The sequence below is a fragment of the Pedococcus bigeumensis genome (assembly GCF_039531795.1).
GTDB lineage: Bacteria > Actinomycetota > Actinomycetes > Actinomycetales > Dermatophilaceae > Pedococcus > Pedococcus bigeumensis.
Map to the genome: position 1 here is coordinate 586376 of NZ_BAAAQS010000001.1, position 22307 is coordinate 608682.

The following is a 22307-nucleotide window of genomic DNA, read 5'->3' on the forward strand; positions in this document are numbered from 1 at the left end:
GCGACGCCCTCCGTCACGGATGCCGGCAGCGCAGGCGTCCCGCAGGCGGCGGTGCCCGCCCGCCGTGAGCGCGACCGACCGTGGGTGATGCGGACGTATGCCGGCCACTCCAGCGCCGCGGCGAGCAACGAGCTCTACCGCCGCAACCTCGCCAAGGGCCAGACCGGGCTCTCGGTCGCCTTCGACCTGCCCACCCAGACCGGCTACGACCCCGACCACCCGCTGGCCCGCGGCGAGGTCGGCAAGGTGGGGGTCCCGATCTCGCACATCGGTGACGTGCGAGCGCTCTTCGACCAGATCCCGCTCGCCCAGATGAACACCTCCATGACCATCAACGCCACGGCGATGTGGCTGCTGGCGATGTACCAGGTTGTCGCCGAGGAGCAGGCGGTCGCGACGGGCGCCGATCCTGCCGAGGCCGTCCGGGCGCTGGCCGGGACGACCCAGAACGACATCATCAAGGAGTACCTGTCGCGGGGGACCTACGTCTTCGCCCCAGGGCCGTCGCTGCGGCTGATCACCGACATGGTCGCCTACACCGTCTCCGACATCCCGAAGTGGAACCCGACCAACATCTGCAGCTACCACCTGCAGGAGGCCGGGGCGACGCCCGTCCAGGAGATCGCCTACGCGATGTGCACGGCGATCGCCGTCCTGGATGCCGTCCGCGACTCGGGGCAGGTGCCACCCGAGCGGTTCGGTGAGGTGGTGGCCAGGATCTCGTTCTTCGTCAACGCGGGGGTGCGGTTCGTCGAGGAGATGTGCAAGATGCGCGCCTTCGTCCAGCTGTGGGACGACCTCACCCGGGAGCGCTACGGCGTCACGGATCCCAAGCAGCGCCGCTTCCGCTACGGCGTGCAGGTCAACTCGCTCGGGCTGACCGAGGCCCAGCCGGAGAACAACGTGCAGCGCATCGTCCTCGAGATGCTCGCCGTGACGCTGTCGAAGGATGCCCGCGCCCGCGCCGTCCAGCTGCCCGCCTGGAACGAGGCACTCGGGCTCCCGCGACCGTGGGACCAGCAGTGGTCGCTGCGGATGCAGCAGGTGCTCGCCTTCGAGTCCGACCTGCTCGAGTACGACGACCTGTTCGCCGGGTCCAAGGTCGTGGAGGCCAAGGTGGCCGAGCTCGTCGCCGGCGCTGAGGCGGAGATCGCCCGCGTGCAGGAGATGGGCGGTGCCGTGCCCGCGGTGGAGAGTGGCTACATGAAGTCCGCGCTGGTCGCGTCGCACTCCTTGCGCCGCCAGCGGATCGAGTCCGGGGAGGACGTCGTCGTGGGCGTGAACCGGTTCGAGACCACCGAGCCCAACCCGCTCACCGCCGACCTCGACGCCGCCATCCAGACCGTGGACCACGACGTCGAGGCCAAGGCCGTCGCTGCCGTGCGCGAGTGGCGCGAGCGTCGTGACGCCGACCCGCAGGGGCGACAGCGGGCAGCCGCGGCGCTCGCCGACCTGGCCGCGGACGCCCGCAGCGGCGCGAACCTCATGCGAGCCTCGCTCGAGGCCGCCCGCGCCGGCGTGACGACGGGTGAGTGGGCCCAGGCGCTGCGCGAGGAGTTCGGTGAGTTCCGCGCGCCGACCGGCGTCTCCGGCTCGGTCGGGGTCTCCAGCGGAGGCAGTGCCGGGCTGGCGGCGGTGCGCGCCGAGGTCCGTCGCACGGAGGAGGAGCTGGGTGAGCGGCTTCGCGTGCTGGTCGCCAAGCCGGGGCTCGACGGGCACAGCAACGGGGCCGAGCAGGTCGCCGTCCGGGCCCGCGACGCCGGTTTCGAGGTCGTCTACCAGGGGATCCGGCTCACCCCGGAACAGATCGTGGCGGCGGCGGTGGCCGAGGACGTCCACCTCGTCGGGATCTCGATCCTGTCCGGCTCCCACATGGAGCTCGTGCCCGAGATCATCGCCGGGCTCCGGGACGCCGGTGCGGGTGACGTCCCGGTCATCGTCGGGGGCATCATCCCCGACACGGACGCCCGGGCGTTGCGGGACCGGGGCGTGGCCGCGGTCTTCACCCCGAAGGACTTCGGGCTCACCGACATCATGGCCCGCTTCGTCGAGATCATCCGGTCCTCGAGGGGGCTGGACCGAGCCTGACGGCGGTCGGCACCCGAGCCGTGGCAGGTTCGGCGGGACCCGCCGGCTCGGCGCGCAAACCCGCTGGTCAAGGGCGTCTGAGCCATTTCGGTGGCAAACCCCGAAAACTAGGCAAAATTCTGGTTCGGGTCTTGCTGATTTCCTGTTCGCGACCGCCCGAGATGGCTTACTTTCGGCCACGGCGTGGTGAACCGGTGGGGGAGCGTTTCCTCCGCGGGCCTGGGGCGATCCCCCAGGCGAGTGGTTGTTCGGCCACGTGCGAAGGAGACCTCGTGTCGATGGAACCTCGGGGAAGGCGTCGTCACGGCTACACAGCCGTCGTCGGTGTCAGCGCCCTGTCGATCGTGGCGGCAGCTGCAATGAGTGCGGCACCCGCCGTCGCGAGCACCACGCCGAGCCCGGTCAAGCACCGCGGCCAGGCCTTCAACCGCCCGGAGGGACTGACGGGTGGTGGGTCCTTCCGACTGGGCACCCAGCGCACGCAGGCGGAGAAGGTGGACCGGTCGCTCGAGGGCGCCAAGGGCGCCGTCGACGTGATGATCGAGCTCGACGCCGTCCCCGCGTCGACTGCCTACACGCGGGCCCGGGCCCGCGGTGGCTCGGCAGCCACGCTGGCCTCCCGCAACCAGACCGCCACGATCAAGCGCGCCCAGACGAGGGTCGAGGCCAGCTTCGGCGCCACGGCCACCAGGGCCCACACCCTCTACCGCGCGCACGCCCTCTACTCGGGTGTCGCGGTCCGCACGGACGCGAGCAAGCTCCAGGCGCTGGCGGCCCTGCCCGGCGTCAAGGCGGTCCACCGCATCACGCCCAAGTTGCCGTCCAACTCCTCGTCGGTGCCGCTCATCGGTGCTCCCGCGGTCTGGAAGGCCAAGGCCGAGACCGGCCAGGGCGTCCGGGTCGGCGTGATCGACACGGGCATCGACTACACCCACGCCGACTTCGGCGGTCCGGGCACGACCGCGGCCTACGACACCGCCAAGGCCTCCAACACCTTCACGCCCACCGCCAAGGTGGTCGGTGGCTACGACTTCGCGGGTGACGCGTACAACCCCGGCGAGGGCGTCACGACGCCCGTGCCGGACCCGAACCCGCTCGACTGCGAGGGCCACGGCTCCCACGTCGCCGGCACCACCGCGGGTCTCGGTGTCACCAAGGCAGGCGCCACCTACACCGGCGGCTACGACGTCGACATCGACCCTGCCACCCTCGCCATCGGTCCCGGTGTCGCGCCGGGCGCCGAGCTGTACGCCCTCAAGGTGTTCGGCTGCGACGGTGACACCAGCGTCGTCGGCCAGGCCCTCGACTGGGCCGCCGACCCCAACGGTGACGGCAACCTGTCGGACCGCCTCGACGTGGTCAACATGTCCCTCGGCTCCAGCTACGGCTCGCCGGACGACCCGGACTCCGTGGCCTCCAACAACCTCGCCGCCCTCGGCACCGTCGTGGTCGCCTCCATGGGCAACAGCGGCGACGTCTACGAGGTCGGTGGCGCTCCCGGCAACGCCACCCGTGTGCTGGCCGTGGCCGCCTCCGACGACCGTGACTCGGTCGTCGACGGCCTCAAGGTCGACAGCCCCACCGGCATCGAGCCGGCCAACACCGTCGACAAGCAGCAGGACAACATCTTCGCCGCGCTGAAGTCGGTGGCCTACGACTGGGCGACCAAGCCCGGACTGACCGACACTGCCGTCGTCACCATCGGCGACTGGAGCCAGGCCGCCAGCCCGACCAACAACACCGACGCGTGCTCCACGCTCTCGGTGGGCGACGCGGCCAAGGTGGCGGGCAAGATCGTCATGACCAAGTGGTTCGACGGCACGGGACGTCGCTGTGGCTCGGCCGCTCGCGCCGAGAAGGCGCGGCTTGCCGGTGCCGTCGGCGTGATCTACGGCAGCGACGTGAACTCGTTCTCGGCCGGCGTGACCGGCGACGCGATCATCCCCGCGATGCTGACCGTCAACCAGGCGACCGTCGCCATCAAGGCGCAGCTCGACAACAACGTCCCGGTGAAGGTCACCATGACGAACGCCCTGCGCAACAGCGTGACCGTCGTCGACCCCGGTGCGGTCGACCAGGTCGCCGGCTTCTCCTCGCGGGGCGTCGGTATCGCCAACAACGTCAAGCCTGACGTCGCGGCCCCCGGTGTGACCACCTTCTCGGTCGCCGTCGGCACGGGCAGCGAGGGCATCGCCGAGAGCGGCACCTCGATGGCCTCACCGCACGTGGCCGGCGAAGCCGCCCTCGTACGTGGCGCCCACCCCAACTGGACCTCCGAGGAGGTCAAGGCCGCCATCATGAACACGGCGACCCAGGACGTCTTCGTGGGTGCGAACCACACCGGTGACGTGTACGGCCCGGAGCGGGTCGGCTCGGGTCGCGTCAAGGCCGACGCGGCCGTCGACACGACCACGCTGGCCTACGTCAAGGACACCCCGGGGGCGGTCAGCGTCTCGTTCGGTCCGGTGGCCGTCACGGCACCGACCACGACCCTGACCAAGACGGTCAAGGTGGTCAACAAGCGCCCGACCGGCACGTCGAGCTACACGATCGGCTACGCGGCGGCCCACCCGACGCCGGGTGTGACGTACTCCTTCAGCCCGAGCCAGATCAGCCTCCCGGCCGGTGGCTCGGCGGACGTCAAGGTCACGGCGACGATCACGCGTTCGGCGCTGCGGGCGGTCACCGACCCGACCACGCCGACCGACCCGCTCGGACTCGGCATCCAGACGAACCACCGCGCTGACGCCAGCGGCCGCATGGTCCTGACGCCGGCCGGCACCACCCCGGGCTCCAAGCTCCGGGTGCCGGTGTGGTCCGCTCCGCGTCCGGCCTCGGCGATGAAGGCGGCCGCCACGGTCACTGTCACGGGTGGGGCGGTCAAGACCGGCTCGCTCGCGCTGTCCGGCACGGGCGTCTCGCAGGGCAGTGGCAACACCCGCTACGAGTCGTCGGTGTCCACGTTCCAGCTGCAGGGCACCAGCCCGAAGATCCCGAGCTGCTCGTCCACCCTGGTGGTCAAGTGCGTCGCGTTCGCCGACGACCGTTCCGCCGACCTGCGTTTCGTCGGCGCCGGTTCGGACGCACCGATGTATGCGGCGGCTGACCTGGGCAAGGCGTTCATCAGCTTCGGGGTCAGCAGCTTCGGACCGTGGCGCACTCCGGCGTCCTACACCGAGTTCGACGTGTGGCTCGAGACCGACGCCACGAACCCCGGACCCGATGCGGTCGTCTACAACACCCGGTTCGTCACCACCGACGACTACGACTACTTCCTCTCGGAGCTGGTCGACCTTCGCCCCGGCGACGACAAGTACTCGGTGATCGACGACCAGCTGCTCAACGGCATCGACGGCTCCTTCGACACCAACGCCTTCAACAGCGACTCCCTGGCCCTGCCGGTCTCGGTCGGCGCGCTGAAGACGGCAGGTCTCATCACGGGTGCCGCACCGAAGATCAAGTACTGGGTCGAGTCGTCCACGGCCGAGGCCGGTCTGGTCGACACGGTGGGCTCGCAGGCCGCCCCGTTGACGCTCAGCGTGGCTTCGCCCGCGCTGGCCGCCTACGGCGACTACGGGACGCTGCTCAACACCGACCTGCCCGGTGCGAAGCTCACGGTCCGTCGGGCCGACGCGTCGATCACGTCGGACAAGCCGCAGGGCCTGCTGCTCATCCACCACCTGAACGCCAATGGTGCTCGGGCGCAGGTCGTGCCGGTCCGGCTCCCGACCAAGACGACGCTCACTGCCAACGACCGCGACTTCAAGTACGGCTACCGCCCGACCTTGACTGCGACGGTCAGCCCGTCCGCCGCGACCGGATCGGTGACGTTCCTGGACGGCAGCCGGGTGCTGGGCACGGCCAAGGTCTCCGCGGGCAAGGCGGTCCTGAAGGCCCCCGTCCTGTCCAAGGGCACGCACAAGCTGACGGCGAGGTACACCGCTTCGACGGCGTACGCACCGTCGACGTCGGCGGCCATCACGGTGGTCGTGCGCTGAGCCTGATCCACCCTGCGTGACCTCTGGGCCCCTGCCGACCGGCAGGGGCCCAGAGCCGTCTTCCCCGACGTCTGGCCAGCCGTGCTTCACCGGCACGGACTTCAGGGGCTTCCGTGCGGCACCGGTGGCCAGAGGTCGGGACGGGGGCGGGTCAGAGCCAGCTGCCGCGGCGCAGGACCCTGTGCAGGACCAACTGGGAGTCGACCACCAGCAGGTCGGCGTGCTGGCCGGGCGCCAGGCTTCCCGACCCCGTCAGGGCCAGTGCCCGGGCCGGCGTGGTGGAGGCAGCAGCCACCGCGTCAGAGAGGGGAATGCCGAGGTCGCGGACCAGCCAGCGCACCTGGTCGAGCAGCGTGCTCACCCCGCCGGCGAGGCTGCCGTTGCCGGTGAGCCGGGCGACCCGGCCACTGACCGCGACGTCGAGCCCGCCGAGGGTGTACGCGCCGTCGGACAGGCCGCTCGCCGACATCGAATCGCTGACCAGCGCGACGTGCTCGGGTCCGGCGGCGTCGAACACCATCCGCACCGTTCCCCCGTCGAGGTGCACCCCGTCGGCGATCAGCTCGACGATCGCACTGCCCCGAGCTGCCGCCGCGATCGCGGCACCGGCGGCGCCTGGGGCTCGGGACAGCAGCGGCGGCATACCGTTGAAGAGGTGTGTCGCGAGGGGGAGGCCACCGCGCGCGCCGAAGGCGGCCACCACGTCGAGCGCGCGGGACGCGGTCTCGAAGTCTGCGTCGCTGTGTCCCAGCGCCCCCACGGCGCCCACCGCGGCGAGGGCCGCCGGCACCGCGTCACCGCCGGTGCGCTCCGGGGCCCAGGTCAGCTGCGCCAGGGCCCCGTCGCCCGCGGCCTCGGCGAGGGCCGCGACGAGCGCGACGTCGGCGTCGACCAGCGCCGCCGGGTCCTGAGCCCCGCACCGCACGGTCGACAGGAACGGCCCTTCGACGTGTATGCCGGCCAGCTCGCCACTGCGCACCAGGTCACCGAGCGTCCGGGCACCCTCAAGCAGGGTGGCTGCCGGCGCGGAGACCAGCGACCCCACCACGGTCGTCGAGCCCTGCTGGTGGTGGTGCCGCGCCGCCCGGTGCGCGCTCGCGGCGTCGGGGCCGAACTCACCCCCGTTGCCTCCATGGCAGTGGATGTCCACGAGCCCGGGCAGCAGGGTCAGGCCGGCCTGCCAGCCGTCCGGCTCGGCCACGTCGACCCAGGCCCCGGGCAGCGAGGTGCGCTCACCGGCATACGCGATGGTGCCGTCGCTGACCGCCACGGCGCCGTCGGCCACGATGCGGTCGGGGAGCACGACCGCGCCGGTGAGGAGGGTCCGTGTGGGGCGGGCGCTCGCAGAGGTCACCCCTGGATCATGGACCGCGGCGCTGGGTGGGTCGATCCGGGCACGGCCGCGGCGGCATACTCTCGACGCATGAGTGACCTGCAGTGTGCCGCCACGCTCCTCGTGGCCCGCCACGGGGACGCGGAGTACGGCCACCCCTCGGTGCTGTCCGACGAGGGCGGCTGGCTGTCGGACAAGGGGGTCGAGCAGACCACCGTGCTGGCCGCGTCGCTGGTCGGCCGCAGGGTGGCGGCGGTCCGCACGAGCATCCTGGCCCGGGCCGTGCAGTCGGGGGCGGTCGCGGCCGAGGTCCTGGGCGTCGACTCACGCGCGGTCGAAGGGCTCGAGGAGTTCTCGGTGGGGGCCCTCGCCGGGCGGCCGCACGACGACCCCGAGCTCCAGTCGATCTTCCGGTCCTGGGTGCACGGAGACCTGCGCAGGAGGATCCCGCGGGGCGTGACGGGGGAGGAGGTCCTCACCCGCTACCGGGAGGCGTTGGTGTCGATCGCCGACCAGTTCCGCGGCGAGACCGTCCTGGTCTTCTCGCACGGCGGCGTGATGTCGTTCGCCTTGCCCCGCCTGTCGGGCAGCCCACGGGTCGACCTCGCGGCGGCCAAGTTCCTGCCGAACTGCGGGGTGGCCGAGGTCGCCGTCGACGGTGACGGGTTCGAGGTCCGCACCTGGCCGGGCTCGACCGACCGCACGGTGGTCTGACCCGCCGGAACGGGCTAGAAGAGCCGGTGCTCGCTGTTGTCGATCCCCTTGAGGGCGTCGTAGTCCAGCGTCACGCAGCGGATGCCCCGGTCGGTGGCCAGCGTGCGCGCCTGCGGCTTGATCTCCTGCGCCGCGAAGACCCCGGTCACGGGGGACAGGTGGGGGTCGCGGTTCATCAGCTCGAGGTAGCGGGTGAGCTGCTCGACGCCGTCGATGTCGCCCCGCCGCTTGATCTCCACGGCCACCGAGGCGCCGGAGGCGTCGCGACAGAGGATGTCGACGGGGCCGATGGCCGTCATGTACTCGCGACGCACCAGGCTCCAGCCGTCACCGAGGGTGTGGATGTGCTCGGCGAGGAGCTTCTGGAGGTGGGCCTCGACGCCGTCCTTCACCAGCCCGGGGTCGACCCCGAGCTCGTGCGACGAGTCGTGCAGCACCTCGTGGATCAGCACCCGGAGCCGGTCCTCCGACTTGGCGTGCTGCACCAGCCACACCGCCGTGACGCCGTCCGTGGTCTCGTGCTCCTCGGGTGACACCTCGGCCATCGCGCACGGAGGGGACATCCAGTTGAGTGGTTTGTACGACCCGCCGTCGCTGTGCACGAGCACCGAGCCGTCCGCCTTGACGAGGAGCAACCTCGTCGCCAGGGGCAGGTGGGCCGTCAGCCGACCCTCGTAGTCCACCGAACACTTCGCTATGACCAGCCGCACGAGGGGTCACTCTACGGGCAGCCACCCGTTGCGTCGTGCGGGGTCGTTGGCGCACACTCGGAGCACAGAGGTGAGCTGGTATGCCGAACGTCCTGGGCAACGTCGCCGGTCTCGTCCTCGTGATGGGCACCCTCGTGAGCGGGGTGCGTTGGCTCACCACGGGCCGGCCACCCCGTTTCGTGCAGCCAGCCGTCACGAGGCTGGAGGCACGGCGCGATCTGCGGCGCCCGGTGCCGGAACCCATCCCGCCCATCCTGCTCGCCATGGAGCTGAGCCGGTTGGCGGCCCACATCCGCCGCGTCGAGGCGGGCGACCAGCCCCGCAAGGCCGAGCGGCTGATGGCGGCCAGGCTGGCCTACGACCACGCGCTGCGTGACTACTGCCGCGCCGTCGACATCCCCGTGCCGCAGGCGATCCGTGGCCTGTCCCGGGAGCAGCGGTTCCACATGGAGTCGGCCCTGATCGGCGCCGGCCACGACTGGTGAGCCGCCGGACCCCGTCCCTGTTCGCAGGGGTGGTGCAGGTTGGCGGTGCCATGGGGTGGTGACCGTCACGCTGCCCGGGGGTCCACGCGGCATACCCGCTCTGCCAGACTCGCCGCATGGCTCGTGAGTTCAGCAAGGTCGGAGTGATCGGTCTCGGCACCATGGGTGCCGGCATCGTCGAGGTGTTCGCCCGCAACGGCATCGACGTCGTCGCCGTCGAGGTCGACGACGCGGCGGTCGAGAAGGGTCGCGGGGTGCTGGAGCACTCCACCGGTCGCGCGGTCAGCCGCGGCAAGCTCAGCGCGGAGGACCAGGCAGCGCTGTTCTCGCGCGTGCACTTCACCTCCAGCCTCGACGAGCTCGCCGACTGCCAGCTGGTGGTCGAGGCCGTGCCCGAGCACCTCGACCTCAAGAAGGACGTCTTCGGCAAGCTCGACGCCATCGTCGGCCCCGACGCCATCCTCGCCACCAACACGTCGTCGCTGTCGGTCACCGAGATCGCCGTGGCCACCGGCAACCCCAAGCGCGTCGTCGGGATGCACTTCTTCAACCCGGCGCCCGTGCTGCAGTTCGTCGAGGTGATCCGTACCGTCGTCACCGAGGACGAGGTCTTCGAGGACGTCAAGGCGCTCGCCCAGCGGCTCGGCAAGCAGCCGGTCATCGTCGGTGACAAGGCCGGGTTCATCGCGAACGCCCTGCTGTTCGGCTACCTCAACCACGCCGTGTCGATGTTCGAGTCGCGCTATGCCAGCCGCGAGGACATCGACGCCGCCATGAAGCTCGGCTGCGGCTACCCGATGGGACCGCTGGCCCTGATGGACCTCATCGGGCTCGACACGGCCTACGAGATCCTCGACACGATGTACAAGCAGGGCCGCGACCGCCTGCACGCCCCCAGCCCGGTCATCAAGCAGATGGTCAGCGCCGGTCTCAAGGGCCGCAAGAGCGGGCGCGGGTTCTACACCTACGCCGAGCCGGGCAGCAGCCAGGTCGTCGACGACTCCCTGACCCCGCGCCCCGCCGCCGAGTCGACCACCGCCCTGCGCGAGGTCCGCACGGTCGGCGTCGTCGGCTCCGGCACCATGGCCACCGGCATCATCGAGGTCTTCGCCAAGGCCGGCTACGACGTCACCTACGTGACCCGCAGCCAGGCCAAGGTCGACGCCGTCACCGCCGCGATCACCAAGTCGCTGGAGAAGGCGGTCCAGCGCGGCAAGCTCGAGGAGTCGGCCCGCGCCGAGGCGCTCTCGCACCTCACCGGCACCACCTCTCTGGACGCCCTGGCCACCGTCGACCTCGTCGTCGAGGCGGTCGTGGAGGACCTCGCCGTCAAGAAGGCGCTCTTCGAGAACCTCGACGAGATCTGCAAGCCCGGCGCGATCCTGGCCACCACCACCTCGTCGCTGCCCGTCGTCGACTGCGCCGCGGCCACCACGCGGCCCGAGGACGTCATCGGGATGCACTTCTTCAACCCGGCCCAGGTGATGAAGCTGGTCGAGGTCGTCCACACGGTCTCGACCGCGGCCGATGTCGTCGCCACGGTGCAGGACGTCTGCGCCAAGGTCGGCAAGCACGCCGTGACCTGTGGTGACCGGGCGGGCTTCATCGTCAACGCGCTGCTGTTCCCCTACCTCAACGACGCCGTGAAGATGCTCAGCGCCAACTACGCGACGGCCGACGACATCGACACCGCGATGAAGACCGGCTGTGGCCTGCCGATGGGCCCGTTCGAGCTGCTCGACGTGGTCGGCAACGACGTGTCGCTGGCGATCCAGCGCGAGCTCTACCTCGAGTTCCGCGAGCCCGGGTTCGCCCCGGCGCCGCTGCTCGAGCACATGGTCACCGCCGGCTACCTCGGTCGCAAGACCGGGCGCGGCTTCCGCACCTACGCCTGAACCGGCCGGGCGGGGCCGGTCTCCGGACCCCGAGGCCTCTGGGAGACTGGACCCATGCCCCGCGCGAACCGGCGTCGCCGTGACGACGCACCGCTGAACCTCGACCGTGCGGTCGGCGGGACGGCACGCCGGGAGATGTATGCCGGTGGCGAGTGGTTCGTGCGCCGGGTCACCGGCAGCGGGTCGACCCGGGCGTACCTGTGCCCCGGCTGCCAGCAGAACATCCCGACGGGGACACCCCACGTGGTCGCCTGGCCGGCCGAGGGCATGGGCGGTCTCGACGACCGACGGCACTGGCACACCCCCTGCTGGGAGGCGCGCGACCGCCGCCACACCCGCGGCGCCATCCGCTGATCCGCCTGCCCGGGGTGCCCGGGAGTGCGACCGTGAGCGCTGCGGAGTGCGCCCAGGAGCGCTGTGGAGCAGCGCCGGGCCCACGACCCGACGAGCCGCGAGGGCGTCGTCAGTGGCGGCGCTGTCGGGGGAGCAGCACCTCTTCGTAGAGGAGCAGCAGGCCGGCCGCGACGGGGATCGCCAGCAGCGCGCCGAGCACCCCGAGCAGGGTGCCGCCGGCGAGGGCGGCCACGACCGTCACTGCGCCGGGCACGGAGACCGTGCGCTGCATGATCCTGGGGGCCACGACGTAGTTCTCGACCTGCTGGTAGACCACGTAGTAGATGAGGGCGATGATCGCCTTCTTCGGCTCGTCGAAGACGGCCACGAGGCACACGACGGCCGCGCCGGCGGTGGCGCCCACCATGGGGATCAGCCCGAGGAAGCCGACCGCGACGGCCAGCACCGCGGCATACGGGATCCCGACGATCAGCATCATGACCCACGAGCAGAGCGCGTTGATCGTCGCGACGGCGACCTGGCCGATCGCGTAGGAGCCGGTGCGACGCATGATCTCCTCGGACAGCGAGATCACGCGCGGGCGACGCGAGGCGGGGACGATGGCGTAGGCGCCCTGCTTGACCCGGGGCAGGGACGCGAGCAGGAACAACGTCAGGATCAGCACCGTGAAGGTCTGGAAGATCCCGCCGATCACGGCGGCGCCCACGCCGAGCACGCCGCCGAAGACCTGGCTCAGGAAGTTGCCGTCGGTGATCCGCTTGTTGAACTCGGCCTGGATCTTGTCGACCACGCCGTAGTGCTGGTCGAGGTCGCGGACGAAGCGGCTCCGGAGGATCTGGTCGAGGTAGTCGGGCGCCTTCTGGGCGAGGTCGGTGCCCTGGGAGATCACCGGCGGCACCACGACCAGCCCGAGCAGCGTGAACACGGCCACCACGCCGGCGAAGACCAGGGCGACCGCCCCGCCACGGCCCAGCCCGCGTCGGGTCAGGAACTCGACGAGCGGGTTGAGCGTGAGGGCCAGGAAGAACGCGATGACCACGAGGGTGAGGACGGTCGTCAGCCGCCCGAGCGTGTGCCAGATGAGCAGGGCGGTGAGCACGCCGATCGCGCCGACGAAGCCCATGTAGAACGGTGACTGCCGGTTGAGGGGACGGCCGGCGCGGCCGTAGCGGCGGCCGTCGTCATCGGGCGATCGCTGCCCGTTCTCCTCGCGGTCGCGCAGACCCGCCCCGAGGTCGGGGTGTGCCGCCGCGGCGGTCAAGCCGTCTGTCGCTGCCCCGTCGGCCTGCTGGCCGGGCTCACCGGGTTCTCGGGCCTCCCGGAGGTCGGCTTCCGGGCCCTCGGACGAACGGCGCGAGGGCAGCAGGTCGGCGAGGAGGCCCCCGAGCTCGCTGGACGACTCCGAGCCCTCGTGGGGGTGGTTGCTGGCCCGCAGCGCGTCCCGCTGGGTGCGCCGGAACTCTTTCCACCGGTCGAGCACTGACATGCGACGACCCTATGGCACCGACGGTCGCACAGGACGTAACGGTGCAGGTCAGGCGTTGCGGAAGCGGTTGATCTCCGGCAGCAGCGCCGCGCGCTTCTCGTGGTCCGTGACCCCGAGTCCGGCCTCGGGCGACAGGGTGAGCACGCCGACCTTGCCCTGGTGGGCGTTGCGGTGGACGTCGAGGGCCGCCTGGCCCACGTCGTCCATCGCGTAGGTCTTCGACAGGGTCGGCTGGATCAGCCCGCGGTTGATCAGCTCGTTGGCCTCCCACGCCTCGCGGTAGTTGGCGAAGTGGCTCGAGATGATCCGCTTGAGGTTCATCCACAGGTAACGGTTGTCGTACTCGTGCATGTAGCCCGACGTCGATGCGCAGGTGACGATCGTGCCGCCCTTGCGCGCGACGTAGACGCTCGCCCCGAAGGTCTCGCGGCCCGGGTGCTCGAAGACGATGTCGACGTCGTGGCCGCCGGTCAGCTCGCGGATCTTCTTGCCGAGCCGCTGCCACTCGCGCGGGTCCTGCTTGGTGTTGTCCTCGTTCCAGAACCGGTAGCCCTCGGCGCTGCGGTCGATGATGAGCTCGGCGCCCATCTCCCGACAGATCTGGGCCTTCTCGGGCGACGACACGACGCAGATCGGGGTCGCGCCACCGGACAGCGCCATCTGCGTGGCGTAGGACCCGAGGCCACCGGAGGCGCCCCAGATCAGCACGCGGTCGCCGAGCTTCATGGCCGCGCCGTTCTTGGAGATCAGCTGGCGGTAGGCCGTGGAGTTCACCAGCCCGGGCGACGCCGCCTCCTCCCAGGACAGGTGGGCGGGCTTGGGCATCAGCTGGTTGGACTTCACGATGGCGAGCTCGGCGAGGCCACCGAAGTTGGTCTCGAAGCCCCAGATCCGCTGCTGGGGGTCGAGCATGGTGTCGTTGTGGCCGTCGGCGTCCTCGAGCTCGACCGACAGGCAGTGCGCCACGACCTCCTGGCCGGGCGTCCACTTGGTCACCCCGGGGCCGGTGCGCAGCACGACGCCGGCCAGGTCGGAGCCGACCACGTGGTAGGGCAGGTCGTGCCGCTTGGCGAACTCCGAGGTGCGGCCGTAGCGCTCGAGGAACCCGAAGGTCGACACCGGCTCGAAGATCGAGGTCCACACGGTGTTGTAGTTGATCGCGCTGGCCATGACGGCGACGAGGGCCTCTCCCGGCGCCAGCTCCGGCACCGGCACGTCGTCGACGTGCAGCGACTTGCGCGGGTCCTTGTCCTTGCTGGCCAGGCCCTCGAACATCCCGACCTCGTCCTTGTGCACCGTCACGGCGCGGTAGGACTGGGGGATGGACAGCCCGGCATACGTCTCGCGGGTGCGGTCCCCGGAGAGGATGGCGTCGCGGATTTCCTTCATCGGTGTGGCTCCTCGGCGTCGTCGGCACGTGCAGCCGAAACTACTGCTGGGTAACGCGATCCGGGCGCTGGTGAGACTCCGGTCACGCGGTGACCTACCTCACGGGCACCCGTTTGGTCGTCGGCTCAGTGCGTCTCGTGCGCGGGCTGCACGAGCTCGACGAGGATGCCGCCCGCGTCCTTGGGGTGGATGAAGTTGACGCGAGAGTTCGACGTCCCACGTCGGGGCTCCTCGTAGAGCAACCGCAGGCCGCGGTCGCGGAGCACCTGGCTGACCGCCTCGAGGTCCTCGACCCGGTAGGCGACCTGCTGGACGCCCGGCCCCGAGCGGTCGAGGAACTTGGCGATCGTCGACTCGGGGGAGAGGGGGGCCAGCAGCTGGATGTGCGACCCGCTCCCGCCGACGGCCATCATCGCCTCGCGGACGCCCTGCTCCTCGTTCACCTCCTCGTGCGCCAGGGTCATGCCGAAGGTGTCGCGGTAGAAGGCGATCGCCTCGTCGAGGTCGGGCACCGCGACCCCCACGTGGTCGATGGCGGTGAACAGGTCGGTCGGCAGGCGGCTCATGGCCACCACCGTAGGCACCCAGCCGCTGCGCAGGACAGGGGTCAGCCGTGTGGTGGTCGCCACGGCCGGCGCGGGCCGCCCCACTGCCACGTCAGGGTGGCCTCACGTGGTCGCCCGGCGACCGCGCCCGGGGAGGGGGCCTCGTGCGGCGGCCCCTAGACTGGCGCCCATGTCCGCACTGTCCCGGGACGACGTCGCGCACCTCGCCGGCCTCGCCCGCATCGACCTGTCCGATGCCGAGCTCGACCGCATGGTCGGCGAGCTGGGCGTCATCCTCGAGTCGGTCGCGAAGGTGCAGGAGGTGGCCGCCGGCGACATCGAGCCGATGTCGCACCCGCTGCCCCTGACCAACGTCACGCGTCCCGACGAGGTGCGTCCTTCGCTCGGTGCCGAGGCCGCGCTGGCCGCCGCGCCCGAGCAGGAGCAGCAGCGCTTCTCGGTGCCCCGCATCCTCGACGAAGACTGAGCGACCGCGCCGACCGCGCGTCCCACCCCGCGACAGACCCTGCGACAGACGAAGGACGACCCCTCGTGAACCCCGACCTCACCCGCCTCAGCGCCGCTGAGCTGGCCCATGCCATCGCCTCGAAGGAGCTCAGCTCCGTCGAGGTCGTGCAGTCCCACCTCGACCGCATCGCGGCGGTCGACGCCGACGTGCACGCGTTCCTGCACGTCGATGGTGACGGCGCGCTCGAGGCGGCGCGATCCGTCGACGAGCGCCGGGCCTCCGGCGAGGAGCTCCACGTCCTGGCCGGCGTCCCGATCGCGGTCAAGGACGTCATGGCGACCAAGGGGCTTCCGACGACCTGCGGCTCCAGGATCCTCGAGGGCTGGATCCCGCCCTACGACGCCACCGTCGTCGCGCGGCTCAAGGCCGCGGGGATGCCCATCCTCGGCAAGACGAACATGGACGAGTTCGCCATGGGCTCCTCCACCGAGCACTCCGCCTACGGGCCCACCCACAACCCGTGGGACCTCACCCGGATCCCCGGTGGGTCGGGAGGTGGCTCCTCGGCGGTCGTCGCGGCATACGAGGCCCCGCTGGCCATCGGCACCGACACCGGCGGCTCGATCCGCCAGCCGGCCTCGGTGACGGGCACCGTCGGCGTGAAGCCGACCTACGGTGGCGTCTCGCGCTACGGCCTCGTGGCCCTCGCCTCGAGCCTCGACCAGGCCGGGCCCTGCACCCGCACCGTGCTCGACGCCGCGCTGCTCCACTCGGTCATCGGCGGCCACGACCCGATGGACTCCACCTCGATCAACGCCCCGGTGCCCTCCGTCGTCGAGGCCGCGCGACGGGCCGACGTCAAGGGGCTCAAGGTCGGCGTCATCAAGGAGCTCGGTGGTGAGGGCTACCAGGGGGGTGTGCGCGCCCGGTTCGACGAGTCGGTGGCCCTGCTCCAGGAGGCCGGCGCCGAGGTCGTCGAGGTGTCCTGTCCGAGCTTCGACTACGCGCTGGCTGCCTACTACCTGATCCTGCCCAGCGAGGCGTCCTCCAACCTCGCCAAGTTCGACGCCATGCGGTACGGCCTGCGGGTGCTGCCGGAGGGCGTGGACGACCCGAGCGCCGAGCAGGTGATGGCGGCCACTCGGGACGCCGGCTTCGGCGACGAGGTGAAGCGCCGCATCATCCTCGGCACCTACGCGCTGTCGAGCGGCTACTACGACGCCTACTACGGCCAGGCCCAGAAGGTGCGACGGCTCATCGCCAACGACTTCTCGGCGGCCTTCGAAAAGGTCGACGTGCTGGTGAGCCCGACGGCGCCGACCACCGCGTTCAAGCTGGGCGACAAGCTGGACGACCCGATGTCGATGTACCTGCAGGACGTCGCCACCATCCCGGCCAACCTCGCAGGGGTGCCCGGCATGTCGCTGCCCAGCGGCCTCGCCGACGAGGACGGCCTGCCCACCGGCATCCAGATCCTCGCCCCCGCGACCAAGGACGAGCGCCTCTACGGCGTGGGTGCCGCGCTGGAGAAGATGCTCGTCGACCGATGGGGCGGCCCACTGCTGGCCAAGGCCCCCCAGCTGACCGCGAAGGGAGCGTGACCATGAGCAGCACCACGTCCGTCGCCGAGGAGATCGTCGACTACGACGAGGCTCTCGAGCGCTACGACCCCGTGATGGGCCTCGAGGTGCACGTCGAGCTCAACACCGCGACGAAGATGTTCTGCGGGTGCGCGACCGAGTTCGGGGCCGACCCCAACAGCCAGGTCTGCCCCGTGTGCCTCGGTCTGCCAGGGGCGCTTCCGGTCGTCAACGAGAAGGCCGTCGAGTCGGCCATCCGCATCGGCCTCGCGCTCAACTGCGAGATCGCCTCGTGGTGCCGGTTCGCCCGGAAGAACTACTTCTACCCGGACATGCCGAAGAACTTCCAGACCAGCCAGTACGACGAGCCGATCGCCTTCGAGGGCCACCTCGACGTCGACCTCGAGGACGGCACGACCTACCGGGTCGCGATCGAGCGCGCCCACATGGAGGAGGACACCGGCAAGTCACTGCACATCGGTGGCGCAACAGGGCGCATCCACGGCGCCGACCACTCGCTGGTCGACTACAACCGCGCCGGCATCCCCCTGATCGAGATCGTGACGAAGCCGCTGACCGGAGCGGGGAAGCGGGCCCCCGAGGTCGCGAAGGCCTACGTGGGCGCCCTGCGTGAGCTGCTCCGTGCCCTCGGCGTCTCGGACGTGAAGATGGAGCAGGGCTCGCTGCGCTGCGACGCCAACGTCTCCCTGCGCCCCCGCGCGACCGGCGACGAGTCCCAGGACGACGTGCCGCTGGGCACCCGCACCGAGACCAAGAACGTCAACTCGTTGCGCAGCGTCGAGCGAGCGGTCCGCTACGAGATCACCCGCCACGCGGCGATCCTCGACAAGGGGCAGAAGATCACGCAGGAGACGCGCCACTGGCACGAGGACACCGGCGTGACGACGAGTGGTCGCGAGAAGTCCGACGCCGAGGACTACCGCTACTTCCCCGAGCCCGACCTGGTGCCCGTGGCGCCCACCCGCGAGACCGTGGAGACGCTGCGGGGCACCCTGCCCGAGCCTCCTCAAGAGCGTCGCCGTCGCCTCCAGAACGACTGGGGCTACAGCGATCTCGAGATGCGCGACGTGATGAACGCCGGTGCCGTCGCCCTCATCGAGGAGACCGTCGCTGCCGGGGCGACCCCGGCCGCTGCCCGCAAGTGGTGGACCGGCGAGCTGGCCCGTCGCGCGAACGTCGAGGGCAGGGGCGTCGAGGAGTTCGGCGTCACGCCGGCCCACATCGCCGAGCTCGACGGGCTGGTCCGCGACGGCCGGCTCAACGACTCGATGGCCCGCCAGGTGCTCGAGGGCGTCATCGCCGGCGAGGGATCCCCGACCGAGGTCGCGGACGCTCGCGGGCTGGAGCTGGTCCAGGACGACGGCGCGCTCGAGGCCGCCGTCGACAAGGTCATCGAGGCCAACGCCGACGTCGCCCAGAAGGTCCGGGACGGCAAGGTCCAGGCGGCTGGCGCGCTGATCGGCCAGGTGATGAAGGAGATGAAGGGCCAGGCCGATGCCGGCAAGGCCCGGGAGCTGATCCTCGCCAAGCTCGCCTGAGGGCCGCCTGGGTCAGCGGCGGCCGCCGCCCAGGAGGCCGCCGAGCACGTCGGTGACGATCGACCCGGTGTCGACGCCGCCCGACTGGGTGCCCTTGGTCGCCCCGCCCAGCACCTGGCCGAGGATGTCGCCCAGCCCGCCACCGCCGGCGTTCGCCGAGGGTGACCGGGAGGCGTCGGCCGCGCCACCGAGGACCTTCTTCGCCAGCCAGGACAGCACGATCGGCGCGAGGATCGGGATCAGCTTGGCGACCAGGCCCTTGCCTGCCGACCCGCTGACACCCGCGAGCTGGTCCACCACCTGCTCGCGGTGGTCACCGAAGATGTGCTGGGCGATCTTGTCGCCCTCGGCCTGGTCGACCTGCGTGAGGTCGACCCCGCCCTCGACCAGGGCCGGGTCGTGCTGGCCCAGCGCCTCGGTGAGGGAAGCCGCACCGGCCGGGTCGGCGGCGTTGGCGTCAAGGCCTCCGAGGAGAGCCGGCAGCGCGGTGCGCGCAGCCTGCTCGACGTCTGCGGGGTCGGCCCCCACCTGCTGCGCGAGCTGGTCGAGGTCGACCTGCGACAGGATCTCGTCCACTGCTGACACGGGTGCCCCCTTCTGAGGTGGTCGGCCGCCCTGGCCGCGCCTGGCGTCAAGGTACCGCGCGTCGGTCCGCACGGCAGGACTAGAGGTCGTCGAGCGCCAGCGCGACCACCCGGTCGTCGTCCGCGGCGGGGCTGCCGCGGAAGGTGTTGCTTGTCAGCACCCACAGGCGGCCGTCCGGCCCGAGGACCGCGTCACGCAGGCGCCCGTACCTGCCCTTGAGCAGTCTCTCCGGTGTGCCGACGCCGTTGCTGGTCAACGGGATCCGCCACAGCGACTCGCCTCTCAGTGCGGTCATCCAGACGCTACCGTCGGCGACCGCGATACCGCTCGGCGAGGCGTCGGAGGTCGGCCACTGGACCAGGGGGTCGGTGTAGCCCGAGCGGCCCGCCCTGCCCTCGACCACCGGCCAGCCGTAGTTGCGCCCCGGCTGGATGAGGTTGAGCTCGTCCCACCTGTTCTGGCCGAACTCGCTGGCGAACATCCGCCCGTCCGGTGCCCACGCGATGCCCTGCACGTTACGGTGCCCGTAGCTCCACACGGGGGAGCTGCCGAACGGGTTGCCGGGGGCGGGCTTCCCGTCGCGGGTGATCCGGAGGATCTTGCCCCCGAGGGCCCGCTTGTCCTGCGACTGGTCGGACTTCCCTGCGTCACCGGTGGTGACGTAGAGGTAGCCGTCGGGTCCGAAGGCGAGACGTCCGCCGTTGTGGTGGCCCGCCTTGGGTATGCCGCGCAGCACCACGGTGGGCCTGGTCGCCGCGCCGTCGGCGAAGGTCAGCCGCACGACGCGGTTGTCGTCCGCCGCGGTGAAGTACACGAAGATGCTCTGGTCGCTGGCGAAGTCGGGCGACACCGCGACGCCGAGGAGGCCACCTTCGCCGTCCGGACGGACCCCCGGCACCTCGCCGAGCACCGTGGCCGCTGCCCCGGCGCGGACCTGGATGAGGCGGCCCCGGTCGCGCAACGTGACCAGGGCCGACCCGTCGGGCAGGAACGCGAGTCCCCACGGGACGTCGAGGTTCGTCGCGATGGTCGCGGTGGCAGCGGAGCTCGTCGGGCTGGTGGTCGGGGCAGGGCTCGGGGTCGTCGTCGGTTTCAGGGTGGTCGTCGGGCTCGTGGCCGCCGAGGTGCTCGAGCTCGAAGAGGCGCTGAGGACGGGCGCGGAGATGGTGCCCGTCGGGTCGCCCTCGCCAGAGCACCCCCCGACGAGCAGCACGGCGACGGCCGCCGAGGAGGCGGCAGCCCCTGCGAGGGTGCGCCCTGGTCGGAACGGTGCACGCGGCATACCCCATTGTGCGGGATGGGCACCCTGCGAACGTCGTGCGCGACGGCGCTACCGTGCTGGACATGACTCTCGTGACCCTGCCCGGACAGGAGTGGGTCGATGCCGTGGGTCCGGTCTCCGGCATCGAGCTGGCGGTCTGGGACCTCGACGGCCTGCCCGACCGTGCCGACGAGGTCAGGGTCGTCGTCCCGCCCTACCTCGGCGGAGGCGAGCGGCTGCCGGTCCTGTCACGACTGCCCCGGCTCGAGCTGGTGCAGCTGCTCACCGCAGGCTACGACAACGTCCTCGCGGTGCTGCCCGACGGCGTGCGGCTCGCCAATGCCAGCGGGGTCCATGATGCCTCGACCGCCGAGCTCGCCGTCGCCCTGGCCTTGGCCAGCCTGCGCGACTTCCCGGACTTCGTTGCGGCGCAACGCGATCGGACGTGGCTTCCATCGGTGTTCCACGAGTCGCTGGCCGACAAGCGGGTGCTCGTGCTGGGCTACGGCTCGATCGGGCGAGCCATCGCGGCACGGCTCACACCGTTCGAGGTACAGGTGACCGCCGTGGCCAGCAGGGCGCGGGCCGGCGACGAGCTGGTGCGGTCGGTGCACGGGGTCGACGAGCTGCCGGCCCTGTTGCCGCACCACGACGTCGTGGTCGTGGTCGTGCCCCTGAGTGAGCAGACGGCGGGTCTGGTCGATGACGGGTTCCTCGCCGCGATGCCTGACGGCGCGCTGCTGGTCAACGTCGCCCGTGGTGGGGTGGTCGACACCGATGCCCTCGTGCGCCATGCCGGTGCCGGGCGGATCAGGGCAGCCCTCGACGTCACCGACCCCGAGCCGCTGCCCGCCGACCACCCGCTGTGGGGCCTGCCCGGGATCTTCATCACCCCCCACGTGGGTGGTGCGTCGACGGCGTTCATGCCACGGGCCGCCCGGCTGCTCCAGGAGCAGCTCGGTGCGTATGCCGCGGGCCGACCCCTGCGCAACCTCGTCGCCCGGCATACCTAGCCGCGTACGACCCCGATGCGGTCGACGACCAGGGCGGGCACGTGGGCAGCCTGCTCACGGTCGCCCGGGACGGCGCGGTCGGGGAAGTCGAAGACCGCGACCATCGACTGCATCGGGTAGTCGGGCACGACGTCGACGGTCCGGAAGACCGTGCCGTCGACCGCGAAGCTCGCGCCGTCGGGCGTCCAGTCGACGCTGTAGGTGTGGAACTCGCTGACGTCGACGGGCACCCGCGGGGCGGCGAAGTCGTCCACGAGCCGGGGGTCGCGGAAGGGGTGCACCCCCATGCCGACCGCGGCGCCTGCGTCGGTGACCGACTCGCCGAAGACCTCCGCGACGCAGAGCTCGCCGCACCGGTCCGGGCGGTCCTCGAGGCCGACCAGCCACCACGCGGCCATCGACCGCGACGTGAGCTCCATCCGGGCCCGCATCTCGAGGCGGCCGAACCGCGGCGTCCAGCCCCACAGCGCCGGCTGGGCCTCGCGCACCACTGCTCCCTCGCGCAGCGGCTGTTGCCCGACCCTGCTGCCGACCGGCCCGGAGAAGACGCCGGACTGCACTGCGGACACGCGGAGCGGGTCGTGGTCGTCGGGGCACCAGAGACCCTGCTCGGCCGGGATGATGAGGTGCAGGCAGGAGTCGTGGACGGCATACGTGGCCGCGCTGGCCGCCCGGGAGCTCCACTGGGGGAGGTAGGCCGGGACCCACACCGAGAGGTCGAGGTCCGAGCCCGCGAAGTCGTCGACGAAGCCCTGGTGTGCAGGGTCGTCCTGGGTGCGACCGGCTGTCATGACCCCATCGTGACGGGTGCCACCGTCAGTCGTCAGTGCCATATTGGGAGCC

The 22307-nt window shown here is 71.3% G+C and carries 18 protein-coding genes; 10 read left to right on the forward strand and 8 right to left on the reverse strand.

Translation table 11 applies throughout. The features are described from left to right. Positions 1–87: 87 nt before the first annotated feature. Together ABD262_RS02875 and ABD262_RS02880 are read left to right on the forward strand one after the other, a co-directional pair. Positions 88–2088, forward strand: coding sequence for a protein meaA (locus tag ABD262_RS02875; RefSeq protein ID WP_344134498.1), 2001 nt, complete (start codon positions 88–90; stop codon positions 2086–2088). Positions 2089–2366: 278 nt separating this feature from the next. Beyond that, the gene (locus tag ABD262_RS02880; protein WP_344134501.1) at positions 2367–6086 is read left to right on the forward strand and encodes a S8 family serine peptidase; all 3720 of its coding nucleotides are present in this window, start codon (positions 2367–2369) and stop codon (positions 6084–6086) included. Between the two features lie 151 nt (positions 6087–6237). Here the strand turns inward: ABD262_RS02880 and ABD262_RS02885 are convergent, their stop codons facing one another. Then, on the reverse strand, positions 6238–7440 hold the full coding sequence (locus ABD262_RS02885; protein ID WP_344130855.1) for an N-acetylglucosamine-6-phosphate deacetylase: 1203 nt from the start codon (positions 7438–7440) through the stop codon (positions 6238–6240). A gap of 69 nt (positions 7441–7509) precedes the next feature. On the opposite strand from ABD262_RS02885, the gene ABD262_RS02890 reads away from it, so the two are divergent. Further along, positions 7510–8133, forward strand: coding sequence for a histidine phosphatase family protein (locus ABD262_RS02890; protein WP_344130858.1), 624 nt, complete (start codon positions 7510–7512; stop codon positions 8131–8133). Between the two features lie 14 nt (positions 8134–8147). Here the strand turns inward: ABD262_RS02890 and nucS are convergent, their stop codons facing one another. Continuing rightward, entirely contained in the window at positions 8148–8843 is a 696-nt protein-coding gene (gene nucS, locus ABD262_RS02895; RefSeq protein WP_344130861.1) for an endonuclease NucS, read from the reverse strand. An 80-nt stretch (positions 8844–8923) separates the two neighbouring features. Here nucS and ABD262_RS02900 point away from each other — a divergent pair, with 80 nt between their 5' ends. From ABD262_RS02900 to ABD262_RS02910, 3 genes are all read left to right on the forward strand, one after another. After that, positions 8924–9328, forward strand: coding sequence for a hypothetical protein (locus ABD262_RS02900; RefSeq protein ID WP_344130864.1), 405 nt, complete (start codon positions 8924–8926; stop codon positions 9326–9328). Positions 9329–9444: 116 nt separating this feature from the next. After that, positions 9445–11223 (forward strand): 3-hydroxyacyl-CoA dehydrogenase family protein, encoded by a 1779-nt coding sequence (locus ABD262_RS02905; protein ID WP_344130867.1) that lies wholly within the window; start codon positions 9445–9447, stop codon positions 11221–11223. 54 nt (positions 11224–11277) lie between these two features. Next, positions 11278–11577, forward strand: a complete 300-nt coding sequence (locus ABD262_RS02910) for a hypothetical protein (protein WP_344130870.1) — start codon at positions 11278–11280, stop codon at positions 11575–11577. Between the two features lie 109 nt (positions 11578–11686). Here the strand turns inward: ABD262_RS02910 and ABD262_RS02915 are convergent, their stop codons facing one another. The 3 genes from ABD262_RS02915 to mce form a co-directional block, all read right to left on the reverse strand. Beyond that, positions 11687–13063: an AI-2E family transporter gene (locus ABD262_RS02915; protein ID WP_344130873.1), complete on the reverse strand. Its 1377-nt coding sequence runs from the start codon at positions 13061–13063 to the stop codon at positions 11687–11689. A 48-nt stretch (positions 13064–13111) separates the two neighbouring features. Further along, complete coding sequence (ccrA, locus tag ABD262_RS02920) at positions 13112–14452, reverse strand: crotonyl-CoA carboxylase/reductase (protein ID WP_344130876.1); 1341 nt, start codon at positions 14450–14452, stop codon at positions 13112–13114. 125 nt (positions 14453–14577) lie between these two features. Next, positions 14578–15018, reverse strand: a complete 441-nt coding sequence (gene mce / locus ABD262_RS02925) for a methylmalonyl-CoA epimerase (RefSeq protein ID WP_344130879.1) — start codon at positions 15016–15018, stop codon at positions 14578–14580. Between the two features lie 169 nt (positions 15019–15187). On the opposite strand from mce, the gene gatC reads away from it, so the two are divergent. The 3 genes from gatC (at position 15188) to gatB (ending at position 18605) form a co-directional block, all read left to right on the forward strand. After that, positions 15188–15484 (forward strand): Asp-tRNA(Asn)/Glu-tRNA(Gln) amidotransferase subunit GatC, encoded by a 297-nt coding sequence (gene gatC, locus ABD262_RS02930; RefSeq protein WP_344130882.1) that lies wholly within the window; start codon positions 15188–15190, stop codon positions 15482–15484. A gap of 65 nt (positions 15485–15549) precedes the next feature. Further along, positions 15550–17067 (forward strand): Asp-tRNA(Asn)/Glu-tRNA(Gln) amidotransferase subunit GatA, encoded by a 1518-nt coding sequence (gatA, locus tag ABD262_RS02935; RefSeq protein ID WP_344130885.1) that lies wholly within the window; start codon positions 15550–15552, stop codon positions 17065–17067. Between the two features lie 2 nt (positions 17068–17069). After that, positions 17070–18605, forward strand: coding sequence for an Asp-tRNA(Asn)/Glu-tRNA(Gln) amidotransferase subunit GatB (gene gatB / locus ABD262_RS02940; protein WP_344130887.1), 1536 nt, complete (start codon positions 17070–17072; stop codon positions 18603–18605). A 12-nt stretch (positions 18606–18617) separates the two neighbouring features. Here gatB and ABD262_RS02945 read toward each other — a convergent pair whose 3' ends face one another. After that, the gene (locus ABD262_RS02945; RefSeq protein ID WP_344130890.1) at positions 18618–19190 is read right to left on the reverse strand and encodes a DUF937 domain-containing protein; all 573 of its coding nucleotides are present in this window, start codon (positions 19188–19190) and stop codon (positions 18618–18620) included. Between the two features lie 79 nt (positions 19191–19269). Beyond that, positions 19270–20472, reverse strand: a complete 1203-nt coding sequence (locus tag ABD262_RS02950; RefSeq protein WP_344130893.1) for a PQQ-dependent sugar dehydrogenase — start codon at positions 20470–20472, stop codon at positions 19270–19272. Between the two features lie 62 nt (positions 20473–20534). On the opposite strand from ABD262_RS02950, the gene ABD262_RS02955 reads away from it, so the two are divergent. Then, positions 20535–21464: a 2-hydroxyacid dehydrogenase gene (locus tag ABD262_RS02955; protein WP_344130896.1), complete on the forward strand. Its 930-nt coding sequence runs from the start codon at positions 20535–20537 to the stop codon at positions 21462–21464. Here the strand turns inward: ABD262_RS02955 and ABD262_RS02960 are convergent. After that, positions 21461–22255, reverse strand: coding sequence for a glycoside hydrolase family 16 protein (locus ABD262_RS02960; RefSeq protein WP_344130899.1), 795 nt, complete (start codon positions 22253–22255; stop codon positions 21461–21463). The genes ABD262_RS02955 and ABD262_RS02960 overlap by 4 nt on opposite strands. Positions 22256–22307 lie beyond the last annotated feature (52 nt).